The 16,332-nt window shown below is 41.8% G+C and carries 11 protein-coding genes; 4 read left to right on the top strand and 7 right to left on the bottom strand.

Translation table 11 applies throughout. The annotated features are described in order from the left end of the window. Positions 1-93: 93 nt before the first annotated feature. The 4 genes from DPV85_RS07190 to DPV85_RS07175 are packed head-to-tail and all read right to left on the bottom strand — an operon-like array spanning position 94 to position 6,841. Complete coding sequence (locus DPV85_RS07190; RefSeq protein WP_243584675.1) at positions 94-1,686, bottom strand: class I SAM-dependent DNA methyltransferase; 1,593 nt, start codon at positions 1,684-1,686, stop codon at positions 94-96. Between the two features lie 60 nt (positions 1,687-1,746). Next, a complete protein-coding gene (locus tag DPV85_RS07185) occupies positions 1,747-2,658 on the bottom strand; it encodes an Abi family protein (RefSeq protein WP_049364743.1) in 912 nt (303 codons plus the stop codon). 2 nt (positions 2,659-2,660) lie between these two features. Further along, a complete protein-coding gene (locus tag DPV85_RS07180; protein WP_049364744.1) occupies positions 2,661-3,995 on the bottom strand; it encodes a restriction endonuclease subunit S in 1,335 nt (444 codons plus the stop codon). A 2-nt stretch (positions 3,996-3,997) separates the two neighbouring features. After that, on the bottom strand, positions 3,998-6,841 hold the full coding sequence (locus DPV85_RS07175) for a type I restriction endonuclease subunit R (RefSeq protein WP_049364745.1): 2,844 nt from the start codon (positions 6,839-6,841) through the stop codon (positions 3,998-4,000). Positions 6,842-7,138: 297 nt separating this feature from the next. On the opposite strand from DPV85_RS07175, the gene DPV85_RS07170 reads away from it, so the two are divergent. Further along, the gene (locus tag DPV85_RS07170; protein ID WP_049364746.1) at positions 7,139-7,507 is read left to right on the top strand and encodes a rhodanese-like domain-containing protein; all 369 of its coding nucleotides are present in this window, start codon (positions 7,139-7,141) and stop codon (positions 7,505-7,507) included. 81 nt (positions 7,508-7,588) lie between these two features. Here DPV85_RS07170 and DPV85_RS07165 read toward each other — a convergent pair whose 3' ends face one another. After that, complete coding sequence (locus DPV85_RS07165; RefSeq protein WP_049364747.1) at positions 7,589-8,383, bottom strand: formate/nitrite transporter family protein; 795 nt, start codon at positions 8,381-8,383, stop codon at positions 7,589-7,591. A gap of 275 nt (positions 8,384-8,658) precedes the next feature. Beyond that, positions 8,659-9,126, bottom strand: coding sequence for a single-stranded DNA-binding protein (locus DPV85_RS07160; RefSeq protein WP_049364748.1), 468 nt, complete (start codon positions 9,124-9,126; stop codon positions 8,659-8,661). Between the two features lie 162 nt (positions 9,127-9,288). On the opposite strand from DPV85_RS07160, the gene uvrA reads away from it, so the two are divergent. From uvrA to DPV85_RS07145, 3 genes are all read left to right on the top strand, one after another. Further along, positions 9,289-12,120: an excinuclease ABC subunit UvrA gene (uvrA, locus tag DPV85_RS07155; RefSeq protein WP_111327547.1), complete on the top strand. Its 2,832-nt coding sequence runs from the start codon at positions 9,289-9,291 to the stop codon at positions 12,118-12,120. A gap of 114 nt (positions 12,121-12,234) precedes the next feature. After that, entirely contained in the window at positions 12,235-13,344 is a 1,110-nt protein-coding gene (locus DPV85_RS07150) for a carboxylesterase family protein (protein WP_111327546.1), read from the top strand. 1 nt (position 13,345) lies between these two features. Then, entirely contained in the window at positions 13,346-14,749 is a 1,404-nt protein-coding gene (locus tag DPV85_RS07145; protein WP_111327545.1) for a sugar porter family MFS transporter, read from the top strand. Positions 14,750-14,801: 52 nt separating this feature from the next. Here the strand turns inward: DPV85_RS07145 and DPV85_RS07140 are convergent, their stop codons facing one another. Then, a complete protein-coding gene (locus tag DPV85_RS07140; protein WP_111327544.1) occupies positions 14,802-16,328 on the bottom strand; it encodes a DHA2 family efflux MFS transporter permease subunit in 1,527 nt (508 codons plus the stop codon). Positions 16,329-16,332: the final 4 nt, after the last annotated feature.

The raw sequence follows: 16,332 nt of genomic DNA, 5'->3' as shown, positions 1-16,332 counted from the left end.
CTTTTTTATATGTATCTAACCTCTTATCAATTCAAAATCACAAAGCCAGGCCAACCTAATGACAAAGCAATCAACAAGGCATCAGATGCTTTTCTATTCGTTTTCTCCCAACTGCGCTGCAACGCTTCGAAAACTCATCAAAGCCGCTTCGATATTTTCAATGATTTCCTCGGCCAAAATATCAGGGGCGGGCAGATTGTCCAAGTCGGTTAAAGAATGGTCTTTCAACCAGAAAATATCCAGGCTGGTTTTTTCTCGCTGATTGATTTCATCGATACTAAATTTACGCCAGCGTCCGTCGGGATTGTTTTCGGCATGATAGGTTTCTGTGCGCTTTGAACGGTCTTCAGGGCAATAGCAGGCAATGAAATCCTGCAAATCTGCCAACTGCATCGGTTTTTTCTTCAGCGTGTGATGCACGTTGGTACGGTAGTCATACACCCAAACTTCTTGGGTAACGGCTTTTTCCTGTGCGGGGCGGTTATCAAAGAACAACACATTTGCTTTCACGCCTTGGGCGTAGAAAATACCCGTTGGTAAACGTAAAATCGTATGCAAATCGGTCATCTGCAAGAGTTTTTTTCGCACGGTCTCGCCTGCGCTACCTTCAAACAGCACATTATCGGGCACGACCACGGCAGCGCGCCCGTTGTTTTTGAGCATCGTGTAAATATGCTGCAAGAAGTTGACTTGTTTGTTGGAAGTGGTTGCCCAAAAGTCTTGGCGGTTATAGACAAAATCTTCGGTTTCAGCTTCGCCCTCGGCATTGGTAATGGTCATGGTGCTTTTTTTACCGAATGGCGGATTGGCCAAAACCAAGTCTACTTTTCGAGGGCTTGGTGCAACCAAGGAATCATCGGAGCTGATCGGGCTTTCGCCGTCCATTTCTCCGATGCCGTGTAAAAACAGGTTCATCAAACACAAACGGCGGGTATTGGCGACAATTTCATTACCGAAAAACGTCCCGTCTTTTAACCGCGCTTTTTGCTCGGCATTTAAATTGGCATGTTTTTCCAGATAGCTGTATGCACCCAGAAGGAAACCGCCAGTACCTGCTGCAGGGTCGGCAATCAGAGTATCTGCCTGCGGGCGGACGCATTCGACCATTGCCTCAATCAGAGCGCGCGGTGTAAAGTATTGCCCCGCGCCTGATTTGGTATCTTCGGCATTTTTTTCCAAAATGCCTTCGTAAATATCGCCTTTCACATCCACGCCCAAGCGCGTCCATTTGGTTTCATCAATCATTGCCACCAAACGGGACAATTTGGCCGGGTCTTGGATTTTGTTTTGCGCCTTGGCAAAGATTTGGCCAAGTAAGCCTTTACGTATACTTAAATCGCGCAACAGCGCAAGATAATGACTTTCCAATTCCGCACCCGTGCGAGCAGTCAGACTTTGCCAGTTGTATTCTTCCGGAATACCAACATGACGGTTATAAGGCGGCTGGCTATATTCAAAAGCCATTTTCAAGAAAATCAGATAAGTAATTTGTTCCAAATAGTCGCCGTAGCTTACGCCGTCATCGCGGAGCATATGGCAGAAACTCCAAACCTTTTGGACAATAGCATTTGAAGTGTGGTTTTGCGTTGTGGTCATCGTTGATTTCTCTTCATTTTTAGGCCTAAGAGCATCATTTAGATAATAAATCTTGACCTTAGGATCCTGCATAATTATAATTAGCGCCAATAACTCCCCCTACTTTGCCAACTCAAGAGGTTGGAACTACAAGGTTGGGGGCTTTCTTTTTTAAGTTTTTTTCCATAATTGCCAATGGGTTAAATCAGTAATTACTCCCATTTGTTCCAATCTTACCGCCTGATTCTCAACTTGTGGGAATTCATTCAATAGGGCAAGAAAACGTTCGCCCCAAGTTGAGTTTGGACAAATCACGTCCAACATTCTTTTCATTAAGCAAAAATAAACAAAAGGCTGGGCTACGTTCAATTGTTTCCACTGATTACCATCTAATCCCTTTAAGTTTGCCTTAAATATTACAGGTTTATTCCATAAACGGCTATGATGTGCTGAGACATTGCGAATGAAATTTAAAGCGTGCAAATGGGTTTGCAGATGCTTTCCTTCTCTTAGATGATATATCTTTGCAATATGATCTTTATCTTTCGATTGCATTCCTTTGTAGAGCATTGACATTGTGCCAAAATCTAACACCTCGCAAGCTGCCCAAATTGGCAAATCGCCATAATGCTGCAAATGGTGTTTGACAAAACTATTTTCAGATTCTCTCTCCACCAAATTTTGGAATTTGACCAACCAATTTTCATGTTTGAAGTTTGCTTCAAAATATTGGGATTTTTGATATACCAAAGGGTCATATTGGCCAAGGGTGTAAGCTATGTTTGTCCGCAACGCAATTTCTATACGTTCTAACGCATCAAGTGCAAGTTGTCTTAATTTTTTATCAAACATATAAAGCTGTTTGACATCTTCAAAGCGGCTATTAGGTATAAAGTTATCAAGACGGCTTTTACTATTGTTTGGATCAAACTGACGAAAAGAATACAAATAACCACTTAGACGATAATAGCCAATGGCTTTTAAATAACCTAATGCTTTCTTTTCATCTTCAATTATTAGTCCTCTATTTTTTAAAATTTCCAGCTGATCATGGAAACTTTTCCAAATTTTTTGCTGCTTCATGTTTATTTATCCAAAAGGCTGCCTGAAAAAGCCGCTTTTAAGACGGCCTGTTTAAGCAGCTCGGCTTGTTTGAGTTGCTTAGAAAGTTCGGCGGCGAGTTGGTCGCAGGCGTTGAGTTTGCTTTCTAAAATGGCAACGATTTCGGTTTGTTCGGCTAATGGAGGCAAACTAAAAGCCCAAGTAGATACAAAGTCTTTTGGAACTCGCTTGTGTCCAACAGAACCCGTCATATTATGAATGCCTGCTTGTCTAAAGTCTGGTGTATTAACAAGAAAATATAAAAATTTTGGAAGTATTTGGTTACTAGATCTCAAGACCATAAATTCTGTTGAGCCTGTACCAATTCCATTAATTAAATCTTGAGCGACGGCACTTTTCCCATTTTCAAAACAAGGAGTAATTTTAGCTAATAACACATCGTTATTTCTAAATACAGTAAATCCTTTTTTTACGTCTGCCCATTTTTTAATTTCATATGTCAAATGTTCTGAAAGCGATGATGACATCAAGTGCATTGATGAAAAAGAAACATCAGTATCATCATCGATAGCCTTTTCTTTTTTAGGTGAGATTGTTACAACTTCACCAATAGTTATATTCTGCCAGTCGGCAAGCTGTTGGGCGTGGTGTTGTTCTCGGGCCGTCTGAATTTGGGCGAGCAGTTCGTTTTCAGACGGCAGGGTATCTGCGTGCTTGCTGCGCCATTCTTTGGTGAGTTCGCCGTTAAAGGCGTTTTTGAGCAGGGATTGGCGGTATTGTTGGATTTGCCGCGCTGCGGTTTTCAGACGGCCTATGCCCTCGTCGATTTCGTCAAACAGGCTTTCGATTTTATTGACGATGGCTTGTTGGGTTTCTTGGCTGGTTGGGTAGATAATGGGGATTTTTCTAGCATTTGAGGCGGATAGCTCAAGAAAAGTTGTTCCGCTTCCTAAGCTCTCAATGGTACTTTTGATTGATTTTAAATAATAATATGCATACTCAGAAAGAATGTCGTCTGAAAGAATAAAGTTTTTGAAACCTTGATTTGTTGATAATTCATTTTGAGCAATAGCAACATATCCAATTGGTGCCCTACTGCTTAAAAGAACTGTTCCTGCTGGTAATAGTTTTGCTGAACAAGATTTGTAACCATCATTACTTAAATCTCGCGCACCATTCGAAATAAATTTATCTGTATGTTTGCTTAAATCAGCGGGAGTAATCCAACTTATTCCCTTTCCTTTCTCAGCAAAGTTTGTACCTAATTTAGTGTTTGGAGTGCCGCCACTTACTACTTGTGCAATTTCTCCAAAAGTCGTTTTCTTCCACCCTTTCGGCAATTGCTGTTCCGCGGTCATTGTTATGCTGTCCATTGTTGATTAATCTCGTCTAATAGGGTGTTAAAGTCTTGGTCGTTGGCGGCAATTTCACTCAATACATCATAGGCTTGCCCCAAGCCGCCGTATTGGTTGAACGGGGTCAGTTCAAAGTCGTTCCCTTCGATGGCAAAGGAGGTGATGATGTGGTCACGAATCATGGTCAGCCATTGCATTTGCTCTTCGGTCAGCGGTTTTTCGGCGCGGCGGTTGTGTTCAAAAGTCCATGTTTGGAAGTTTTTACGCACGGTTTTGCTAAACGGCGTGATTTTGCCATCAATGCCAATCACTCGACGAACAAGGCTGACTAAGGCGGTGAGTTCGCTTTCTGCCTGTTCGCTGACGTTATCCAAATGTGCGTATGCCTGCCAGATATGACTGAATGCCAATTTCGGTTTGGCTTTTTTGATGGCGGCCGCCAGCTCTTTAATCATTGCAAGGCTTAAGGCTTGGCGTTGATAAGGCTGATTATAGAAAATCTGCAAGGCGGTGATTTCGTCTTTGTTGCTGCTTATCCATTCGGCAAAATCTTGGGTCAGGCTTTCATCATTTTCCGCCCAGCCTGCGTGGATGACTTCATCAATCTCGGCGTCAATTTTCTGCTCGTTTTGTTTGCGGATGTCGTCCAGCGTGGTGATGAGCTCCATGGAAAGCGGACGTGTGGCGGCTTTGACGCGTTGTTTTTGAACCTTGGCAAGATTTTCTTCAGACGGCATCTCATCGATGGAAATGCCTTCTTGTTCGCAGGCAGCTTGATGAACTTCATCGGCATTGATGGCGTGAAATAAATCTTTGACCAGTTGCGATAATGGAATGCCGCCTGTAATGGCTGTAATCTGCTGCTGTTGTTCGTTATCCAGCTGTTTGTTTAAACGGGCAAGGCGTGCGGCCAATGAGCTGATGCTGTCGCTATCATATGCGCCGCCAAAGACGACGGCTTTTCCTAAATCGGAGAAGCTGACCAAACGCTTGGTGTCTAATTGTTGGCTTGCCGTTTTGAGCGATTTTGTAACGCCAATCGCATCGACAATGACATAATGGGTTTTGGCGGATGATGCGGAAGGGCTGACTTTTTGTAAGCCCTCTTTATCAAGCGTACGTGTGCCGCGCCCTTTCATTTGCTCGAAATAGTTGCGGCTTTTGACATCGCGCATAAACAGCAGGCATTCGAGCGGGCGGACGTCCGTTCCCGTGGCAATCATATCGACGGTAACGGCGATGCGCGGGTTGTAGCTGTTGCGGAAATTCGCCAAGACGGTTTTGGGTTCTTCGCCTTGTTCGATGATTTCGCCGTTTTCACCCACAATATCGTCTTTGGCTTTGTACGTAATCTTTTTGCAGAATTCGTTGCCTTGCCCGAACTCTTCACGCACCATTTTGATGATGTCGTCGGCGTGGCTGTCGTTTTTGGCAAAAATCAAGGTTTTGGGTACTTCTTGACGATTTGGGAACATCACCGGTAAATGGTCGCGGAATGTCCGGATAATGGTGCGGATTTGGCTTGGATTGACAATATCCCTGTCGAGTTGCTTGGCGGTATAGTCTTCATCGCTATCTTGCTGCTGCCAGCGTTTGCGGCGTGTGGTGCGTTCGCGGTGTTCGACCAGCTCCTCGGCTTTGAATTTGCCGCCATCCAGGCTGATTTTGGTATTAATCAAATAGACTTCATTGCCTACGTTTACGCCATCGGCAACGGCTTGCTCGTGGCTGTATTCGCTGACGACGTTTTGATTGAAAAAGCCAAAAGTGCGGTTGTCCGGTGTGGCGGTTAAACCAATCAGATAGGCATCAAAATAATCCAACACTTGTCGCCAAAGGTTGTAAATGGAGCGATGGCATTCGTCGATAAAAATAAAATCAAAAAATTCGGGTGGCAGATCCGGTTGATAGGCAACGGGCAAGGGCTCTTTTAAACGGTTTTCCCATTCTTCTAATTCCACGCTTTCATCCGGTATCGCCATCTCTTCCCCTTTTAATAGGGAATACATGCGTTGAATGGTACAAATACAAACTTCTACGCCTTTGGGAATGTGCGGCGATTTAATCACTTGGGCGTTGTAGAGTTCGGTAAATTTGCGGTTGTCGTCAGACGGGGTAAAAACCAACATTTCTTGCTCGGCCTGTTCGCCCAAATTGACGGTATCGACTAAAAATAAAATACGGCGTTTGCCTGTGTATTTGAGCAAACGATACATGATGCTGATGGCGGTATAAGTTTTACCTGCACCTGTGGCCATTTGAATTAGGGCACGCGGTAAATCTTTTGCCAAAGAATCTTGCATATTTTCTATGGCGGTTAATTGGCAATCGCGCAAGCCGAGTTCAGCCGCAGATAGATGATTGGGATTGAGTGGCGGGATAGCCTTGAGTTTGGCACGCAGGGTGTTTTTGCCTTCGTTTGCCCATTTTTGCAATGTTTCAGGACGGTGAAAATGAAATACTTCACGGGCACGAGGAGCTGGATCGTTGCGGTTGGTAAAGCGGGTAATTACACCAGTGCTTTCATATAAAAAAGCAATATCCGCTTGCGGGATATGTTTGAGTTCGCTATCGGCATAACGCGCGCTTTGCTCTTCAACTGTGTTGAGCTTATGGCCAAAATTTTCTTCTTTGGCTTCAATAATGGCAACCGGCTCTCTATCGACAAATAGCAAATAATCTACCGGTCCGCTGTCTGTAGGGTATTCACGCACTGCTACGCCCAAACCATTGTTGGGATTAAAGTGCTTCACCGACTGTATCGTCCAGCCTGCCTGCTCCAGTTTTTTATCGATAATGTCGCGGGCTTGCTGTTCTGGATGCTGGTTGTAGGTTACCGGCTTAGTCATAGATATTTCCTAGGCGTGTATCAAATTTCACAAAAAATACAAATAAAACAGTTTTTTAATTATATTTAATCTATTGAAATGATTGCAATCATTGTGGATTCATATTTTTCTATTTAAAGATTGTAATAAAATTCAAACTATCTGGAAACTACTAAAACAAAATAAAAAAGTGCGGTCAAATTTTCAAGTATTTTTGCTTAATTTACCGTTTATTGTCATTCTATTTAGGAGTACTATGAACAATGATAACTAAATTATTAAGCAAACCTATTATTTCTATTTAATGGAGATTAAACGATGAAAAAATTATTCGCTGTAGCAATTTCAGCGGTTGCCATTAGCACCTCTTTTGTTGCTTATGCAAATACTGCACCACAAACGGAACAAAGCGCAGTACAACCAGAAAAAGCAAAAGGCATTTGGATTGATGTGCGTTCAGCTGAGGAATTTAACGCAGGTCATTTACAAGGTGCGGTGAATATTCCACACGATAAAATCATTGAAGGTGTTAAGGCACTTGGATCAGCTAAAGATGAACCAATTAACCTTTATTGTCGTAGTGGTCGCCGTGCCGAAGCAGCACTCACTGAGCTGAAAAATGCAGGCTATACCAATGTCACCAACCATGGCGGTTATGAAGATTTGGTTAAAAAAGGTTTGAAATAACAGCATATTATTTAAAGTAAAAATCCCCTAGATTCAGCATTTAGGGGATTTTTCTTATAAAGTACGGTAGATTTTCGTTTACTAAATACAATAATCTTCTTTTAATAAGTGACGATAGGCATAAAGATAAGATGCGCCGACAAATGCTGCACCACCAGTAACATTGCCTAAAAAGACAGGAATCATATTGAAGAAGAATTGGCTCCAAGTTACATTAGCACCAGCAAAAATCCCAGCTGGAATAATAAACATATTGGCGACAAAGTGTTGTAATCCGATAAGCACAAAAATCATCACTGGGAACCATATGGCGAGGATACGACCGGAGGTTTGTTTGGCGCCAAAATAGAACCAAATCCCCATGCAGACCATCCAGTTACAGGCAATGGCAGAAACAAAGGCGCGACCAAAATCCATTTGCACTTTAGCCTCAGCGATAGCAATGGTTTTAGCAGAGGCAGCACCTTCTGATAAACCAACATAATGCCCTAAGAAATATGCCATAAACAGCGCACCGAGCAGGTTGCCCAAACTCACTACAATCCAGTTACGAAATAATTTTTTAAGGCTTACTCGTTTTGTTAAACGGCCTAATGCCATCATCATCATATTTCCCGTGGCTAATTCACCACCACCGATTAGAATACAAATCAAACAAATAGGAAACACGGCTGCACCAAGTAATGTTGATAGCCCACTCCACTCTGGAGGAATACCGCTCACGACTTTTAAATAGGCCATATAACCAAAACTCACATAGCCGCCACCTAAAAAACTTAAAATAGCCAGTGTTTTTAGGTGTCCTTCCGACTTAGCATAACTTTTATCAATAACATCTTGTAAGATTTCGTGGGGATAAAGATCGCGATGCTGCATAGTTGTACCTCTAATGAAAATAAGACGGTAAAAATGTAGCAAAGCACATAGAAAAACCGAAAGAATTGTTAAATATATGTACTGATTTTTAGTTATAACGAAATTGAATAATAATCCGAACCTAAAATTAGCTTTTTTGTGGAGAAGAAAAAAGAGCGGTCAAATTTTAGGGTGTTTTTGCAAAAAGTTATAAAAATCTGACCTCTTGCATGTATAGAAAAAGCGTTGCTCTAGTGACATAGAACAACGCTTTTGTTTTTTAAATTATATGTAACTTAGAATGGAATGTTATCATCAAATGCGTCCATTGGCGGCTCAGCTTGTGGTGCTGGCGCAGATTGTGCCGGATGAGATTGATAGCTTGGTTGCGGTGCTGATTGTGCGGGTGCAAAGCCGCCCATCTCTTGATTACGACCACCTAACATTTGTAAGTTATCACCTTGGATTTCAGTGGTGTAACGATCTTGGCCGTTGTTATCTTGCCATTTACGGGTTTTTAAACGACCTTCAACATAAACTTGTGAACCTTTGCGTAAATATTGCCCCGCAATTTCTGCTAAACGACGATATAACACGATACGGTGCCATTCGGTCACTTCACGACGTTCGCCTGTGTTTTTATCTGTCCAGCTTTCACTTGTTGCCACGCTGATATTCGCTACCGCTTCGCCATTTGGCATCGTACGGATTTCAGGATCGTTACCTAAATTACCCACGATGATTACTTTATTAATACCTGCCATAGAATCCTCTATATTTTAGAAATAAGGTGAAAAATTTTGGTTATTTTGCCTTAAAAGAAACAAAAGATCCATAAAAATTAACTGGATATTTGCACAGATATTGAAATATGCGATAATGGTCGCAATTTTTGAATTTATTTTCTTAAGGCAATCGCTTTTTTTATGGATACTATCGACATTCGTGGGGCTAGAACCCACAACCTCAAAAATATCAATTTAACCATTCCGCGCGATAAATTAATTGTGATTACAGGCTTGTCCGGTTCGGGCAAATCTTCTTTAGCATTTGATACGCTTTATGCGGAAGGGCAGCGCCGTTATGTAGAATCGCTCTCTGCCTATGCGCGTCAGTTCCTTTCTTTGATGGAAAAACCAGATGTGGATTCTATTGAGGGCTTGTCGCCGGCGATTTCTATTGAGCAAAAATCCACTTCTCATAACCCGCGTTCAACTGTGGGCACGATCACAGAAATTTACGATTATCTGCGTTTGCTGTTTGCTCGCGTAGGAGAACCACGTTGTCCTGATCATGATGTGCCATTAACGGCACAAACCATCAGCCAAATGGTGGATAAAGTTTTAAGTCTGCCAGAAGAAAGCAAAATGATGTTGCTTGCGCCCGTGGTGAAAAATCGTAAAGGTGAGCACGTTAAGCTGTTAGACAGCCTGGCGGCACAAGGTTATATTCGCGCAAGAATTGATGGTGAAATCTGTGATTTATCTGATCCGCCAGAACTTGCTTTACAGAAAAAACATACCATTGAAGTGGTGGTGGATCGCTTTAAAGTGCGGTCAGATTTAGCTACACGTTTGGCAGAATCTTTTGAAACGGCTTTGGAGCTTTCTGGTGGTACAGCGGTTGTGGCGGATATGGATAATCCTAAGGCTGAAGAATTGGTTTTCTCAGCAAACTTTGCTTGTCCGCATTGTGGTTATTCTGTACCGGAATTAGAGCCCCGCTTATTCTCATTTAATAACCCGGCAGGGGCGTGTCCGACTTGTGATGGCTTAGGTGTTCAGCAGTTCTTCGATGAAAGCCGTGTGGTACAAAATGAAAGTATTTCTCTTGCAGGCGGTGCGGTAAAAGGTTGGGATCGTCGCAATTTCTATTACTATCAAATGCTTACCTCGTTAGCGAAACATTATAAATTTGATATTGAAACGCCATACGAAGATTTGCCACAAAAAATTAAAGATATTGTGATGCACGGTTCAGGCAAGGAAGAAATTGAATTCCAGTATATGAACGATCGTGGCGATGTAGTGATCCGCAAGCATCCTTTTGAAGGGATTTTGAATAACATGGCACGCCGTTATAAAGAAACGGAATCCATGTCTGTGCGTGAAGAATTGGCGAAAAACATCAGTAACCGCCCTTGTGCAGATTGTGGTGGTTCACGTCTTCGTCCTGAAGCTCGCAACGTGTATATTGGCAACATTAACTTGCCACAAATTTCAGAGAAAAGCATTGGTGAAACCCTTGAGTTTTTCCAAGGGCTTACTTTAACCGGTCAAAAAGCACAAATTGCGGAAAAAATCCTGAAAGAGATCAAAGAGCGGTTAGAGTTTTTAGTGAATGTTGGGTTGAATTATCTTTCCCTCTCTCGCTCAGCCGAGACCCTTTCGGGCGGTGAAGCACAACGTATTCGTCTTGCGAGTCAGATTGGTGCGGGCTTAGTGGGTGTCATGTATGTGTTGGATGAGCCTTCTATCGGTTTACATCAACGTGATAATGAGCGTCTGTTAAATACGCTGATTCACTTGCGTAATTTGGGTAACACCGTAATTGTGGTGGAACATGATGAAGATGCTATTCGAGAAGCCGATCATATTATTGATATTGGCCCAGGTGCGGGTGTACACGGCGGCCAAGTGATTGCACAAGGGACAGCCAAAGAGATTATGGCAAATCCAAATTCGATTACAGGTAAGTTCTTATCGGGTGAAGAAAAAATCGAAATTCCGAAAAAACGAACCGCACTTGATAAAAGCAAGCTTTTAAAATTAAAAGGCGCGACAGGGAATAATCTAAAAGGCGTGAATTTAGAAATTCCAGTGGGCTTATTTACTTGTATCACGGGGGTATCAGGTTCAGGCAAATCAACGTTAATTAATGATACCTTATTCCCACTGGCTCAAAATGCTTTAAATCGTGCGGAGAAAACGGATTTTGCGCCTTATAAATCCATTGAGGGCTTGGAATATTTCGATAAAGTGATCGATATTAACCAAAGCCCGATCGGTCGTACACCTCGTTCTAATCCAGCGACTTACACGGGATTATTTACCCCAATTCGTGAATTATTTGCGGGCGTGCCAGAAGCGCGTGCGCGTGGTTATAACCCAGGACGTTTTAGCTTTAACGTGCGCGGTGGACGTTGTGAAGCATGCCAAGGTGATGGTGTGCTGAAAGTTGAAATGCACTTCTTGCCGGATGTGTATGTACCTTGTGATCAATGTAAAGGTAAACGCTATAACCGTGAAACCTTGGAGATCCGATACAAAGGCAAAACTATTCACCAAGTATTAGATATGACGGTGGAAGAAGCCCGTGAGTTTTTTGATGCGATCCCAATGATTGCACGTAAATTGCAAACCCTAATGGATGTCGGCTTGTCTTATATTCGTTTAGGTCAGTCTTCTACCACGCTTTCAGGTGGTGAGGCACAACGCGTTAAGTTAGCGACAGAGCTTTCAAAACGCGATACAGGTAAAACTCTTTATATTTTGGATGAACCGACAACTGGCTTACATTTCGCTGATATTAAACAACTTCTCGACGTGTTACATCGCTTACGCGATCAAGGCAATACTATCGTGGTGATCGAACACAACTTAGATGTGATCAAAACCGCAGACTGGATTGTTGATCTTGGTCCAGAAGGGGGCAGTGGCGGTGGTCAAATCATCGCGACAGGCACACCGGAAGAAGTTGCCAAGGTGAAAGGTTCTCACACCGCGAGATTCCTAAAAGACATCTTAGCAAAAGGCTAGAAAAAACGACCGCACTTTTGAAGATCATCAAAGTGCGGTTATTTTTTAACGAGACCATTGAAGGTTAATGAACAGATTGATATTATCTTCAGCATATAAACAAAGGGGGATAATATGGAATGTTCTCACCCAGTTAGTTGTCAATGCCAACCTATTGCAAAAGTGAATGTTTTAGGTGCTCAGATTTCTCATATTGAGCTGTCTTTTTCGCAGCCCATCTCGGCGTTTTCATTATCTCAAGTTTCTGTTTGGGTGAAGAGTTTAAATACTCAAAATGAATGGGTAAAACTTGATTTAAATGCTTGCCATCAAAATAATGAGAGCAATTTTATCTTATTGATTCAACCAGATGCACATTGTCTCGCTACTAAATTGTTATATTTTGATATTGAGCGATTTACTCAAGTGCGGCCAGAATTACAGCTAAAAATTGAATTTGACCAAGCACTTCATATTTCAGCCTCTCAATGTAATATTTTGCCGATCCTTTGTCTTGATACTCAAGGTTTCACTCATTTTACTTATCAAGATCTTACTTGCAGTTTCTACCAGCCTAAGTTTTCTTTTCAATTACATCCATTAATTATTTGTTTGCACGGTGCAGGTGAAGGGGGAAATAATCAGAGTAATATTCTCGCCGATAAAATGGCTGTGACTTTCGCAAACCAATTACACCAAGAGATGCTAGATTATCCTTATATTCTTGCTCCTCAATGCCCTAGTTTCTGGGTGGATAAGTTTCTATTAAATGGTCAATATTATTATGGTAAACGAGATTACACCGATGATTTATTAGCTTTAATTCAAGATAGTTTGATTAAGTATAAAGATATTGATCCTAAACGTATTTATATCGTAGGTGGTTCAATGGGCGGATACCAAGGATTACGACTTTTTTCTGATGCTCCAGATTTATTTGCTGCAGCTTTAATTGCTTGCCCTGCGAAACTTCCTGCTCTAGAAAAATTGCATCATTTAAAGAATAAAAAAATATGGCTTATTCATAGTACTTTAGATGAAGTCGTGCCGATTGAAAATAGCCTCAATCTTCTCGAACAAATCTACAATGAAAAAGATACGCAAGCAATGTTTACACTTTATGAAAAGGTTGTCATAGAGGGAAAAGTTATCGATCCACATTGTGTTTTTTTACCTCTTTATGACAACCAATTAACATCAGGACAAAATTCCATTTTTGAATGGTTGGGAAAACAAGGAGTTTAAGATGAAAAGTGCAGTTATTTATATTTCTGTCATTGCTGCATTAGGAGGCTTTTTATTTGGTTTTGACACGGCGGTGATAAGTGGTACGGTTGAGTCAATCAAAAGCCCAGAATTCGGTTTTGGCTTAACGGCGGGTGAATTAGGTTTTGCCGTAGCATCGGTATTGATAGGTTCAGCAATTGGTGCTTGGTATGCAGGGATTGCAGCAATTAAATTTGGACGAGTGAAAGTGATGCTTATTGCTTCTGTATTGTTTTCACTTTCAGCTGTAGGCTCTGCATTAGCGTTTAATTTATGGGATTTTTCCTTTTGGCGCTTAGTTGGCGGTCTGGGTGTAGGGATTGCAGCGGTTATTGCTCCTGCATATATTGCCGAGGTTTCTCCTGCTCACTTACGTGGGCGTTTAGGTAGCTTACAACAATTAGCTATTGCAATTGGTCTGCTCGTTTCTTTTATTTCAAATTATGTGTTAGCTAATATCGATAATTCCCCTAATGCACCTTTATGGGGGGGATTATTTGCTTGGCGTTGGATGTTATTAGTTGAGGTATTTCCAGCTGTACTATACGGTATTATGGCACTTAAGTTGCCAGAATCACCACGCTATTTAGTCAGTAAAAATAGACTTAATGAGGCAAGAAATGTATTAGTGAAATATACTAATGAAACTAATCCAGATTTGAAGTTAGAGGAAATTCAGATCAGTTTGGGCGATCCAAATGATGTGGTTTCGATAAAGAATGTTTTATCAAGTAAAACCTTATTTGTCCCTGTGGTTTGGCTGGCGATTAGTCTTGCTTTCGTTGCTCAGTTCACAGGTATTAATATTATTCTATATTATGCTTCTTCACTTTGGAGTGCCGTGGGTTTTTCACAAGGTTTATCTTTTGCCGTTCCAATTGGTACAACTATTATTGGTGTATTGATGACGATTGTAGGGATGCTTTATATTGATAAATTAGGTCGTCGCAAATTATTGCTGATCGGTTCTATTGGTATGGGAATTTCCCTTTGGGTTACAGGATTTATCTTTATGAGTGCCGATCAGTCTTCTGAAACACTCGTATTGTCACCTGTGCTTTCATGGAGTGCATTAATTAGTGCACATATTTTTTATATCTTTTTCTGCTGTACTTGGGGGCCTGCATTATGGGTTATTCTGGGGGAAATTTTCCCTAATCGAATTCGTACAACAGGATTAGGTATTGCCACTTGCGCAAATTGGATAGGTAATGTGATTGTCACTTGGACTTTTCCTCCTATGCTAAAATATTTAGGACTTGCTCCGACCTACTTATTCTATGGTGTTTGCTGTATCGGCTCTTTCTTTATGGTCAAATATTTCATTCCTGAAACAGCAAATAAATCTCTAGAAGAGATGACATTTAACCTAAAACATGAATAAAACCAACCGCACTTTTGAACATCATCAAAGTGCGGTTATTTTTTGAGGTTTTTTAATGGCGATTTCCAAAAGGCGGTTTGGCGAACCAGACGATAATGAATAATGCTAGGAAAGTAATTGCCGATAACCAGAAAATCTCATTAGCGCCAATAATAAAGCCCTGAGCAGTGATTTGTCTGGCAAGATATGATGCTGTTTGTTGTTCGTTTAAACCAAAACTTGCCATAGTTTGGAAGAATTGTTGGGAAATCGGATTATATGGATTAATGACTTCCGTGAGTTGTGTGTGATGTACGGCTTCGCGGTTATACCACATAAATGTCGTGAGAGATGTACCTATTGAGCCGGCAAGGGTTCGAAGGAAATTAAATAAGCTCGATGCCGAAGCCATTTTTTCGGGCGGTAAACCCGAAAGTGTGATGGTGGTCAGCGGCATAAAGAAGCAAGCAACCGCTAAACCTTGCACAAATTGTGGCAAAGCAACATCGGCAAAGGTCATGCCAGGCTCAAAGGTTACGGCTCGCCAATAAAAGGTCAGGGCATAAACCATAAAGCTGATTGTGACTAAAATTCGCATATCAATTTTATGCCCTAATTTACCGATGATTGGCGAAAGTAAAATTGGGAATAACCCCACTGGGGCGGCTGCGAGCCCTGCCCAAGTCGCGGTGTAGCCATAAACTTGTTGGAGTAGAAGAGGGATAAGTACAACCGATCCCAAATACACTAAAAAAGCGAGACTAGTTGAAAGGCAGCCTACGCTAAAGTTGCGTGATTTAAAAAGTGAAATATCTACAACGGGATTATCATCCGTCAGTTCCCAAATAGTGAGCGCGATCAAACACACAACCGCAATCACGGTGAGAACAATAATCTCCGTTGAATTAAACCAATCTTGCTCTCTTCCTTGGTCCAGCATTAATTGCAAGCAGCCTACGCCAAGAACTAATAAAACAAGCCCAACGGTATCAATAGGTTGATGAGATATTTGGCTTTCTCTATCGCCTAGAATTTTCCAACTCATTAAGACGACGGCCAATCCAATGGGAACATTGATGAAAAAGATCCAACCCCAATGAATGTTATCGCTGATCCAGCCACCTAAAATGGGCCCAAAAATAGGAGCGACCACCACGGTCATTGACCAAAAAGCCAGCGCCATGCCGCGTTTTTTAGGCGGATAGTTATTGAGTAATAAACTTTGCGAAAGAGGAATGATTGGACCGGCTACTGCACCTTGGATGACACGGCAAATAATCAACATTTCCAAACTGTGTGAAATGCCACAAAGCCAAGAGGCAAGGACGAAAAGTAAGGTTGAGATTAAAAATAACCGCACTTCACCAAAACGTTTTGCCAGCCAACCGGTGATAGGAATTGAGATTGCATTGGCTACACCAAACGAGGTGATGACCCATGTCCCTTGGCTAGACGATGCCCCTAAATCACCAGCAATAGTAGGAATAGCAACGTTAGCGATGGTGGAATCCAACACCTGCATAAAAGTCGCAAGCGAGAGCGCTAACGTGAGAATAACCAGTGCACCGCCTTGTACCGGCGAAAAATGAGATTGCGACATCGTG

The organism is Haemophilus parainfluenzae, assembly GCF_003252725.1.
Taxonomy (GTDB): domain Bacteria; phylum Pseudomonadota; class Gammaproteobacteria; order Enterobacterales; family Pasteurellaceae; genus Haemophilus_D; species Haemophilus_D parainfluenzae_L.
This window is presented reverse-complemented; position numbering and strand designations above follow the sequence as displayed.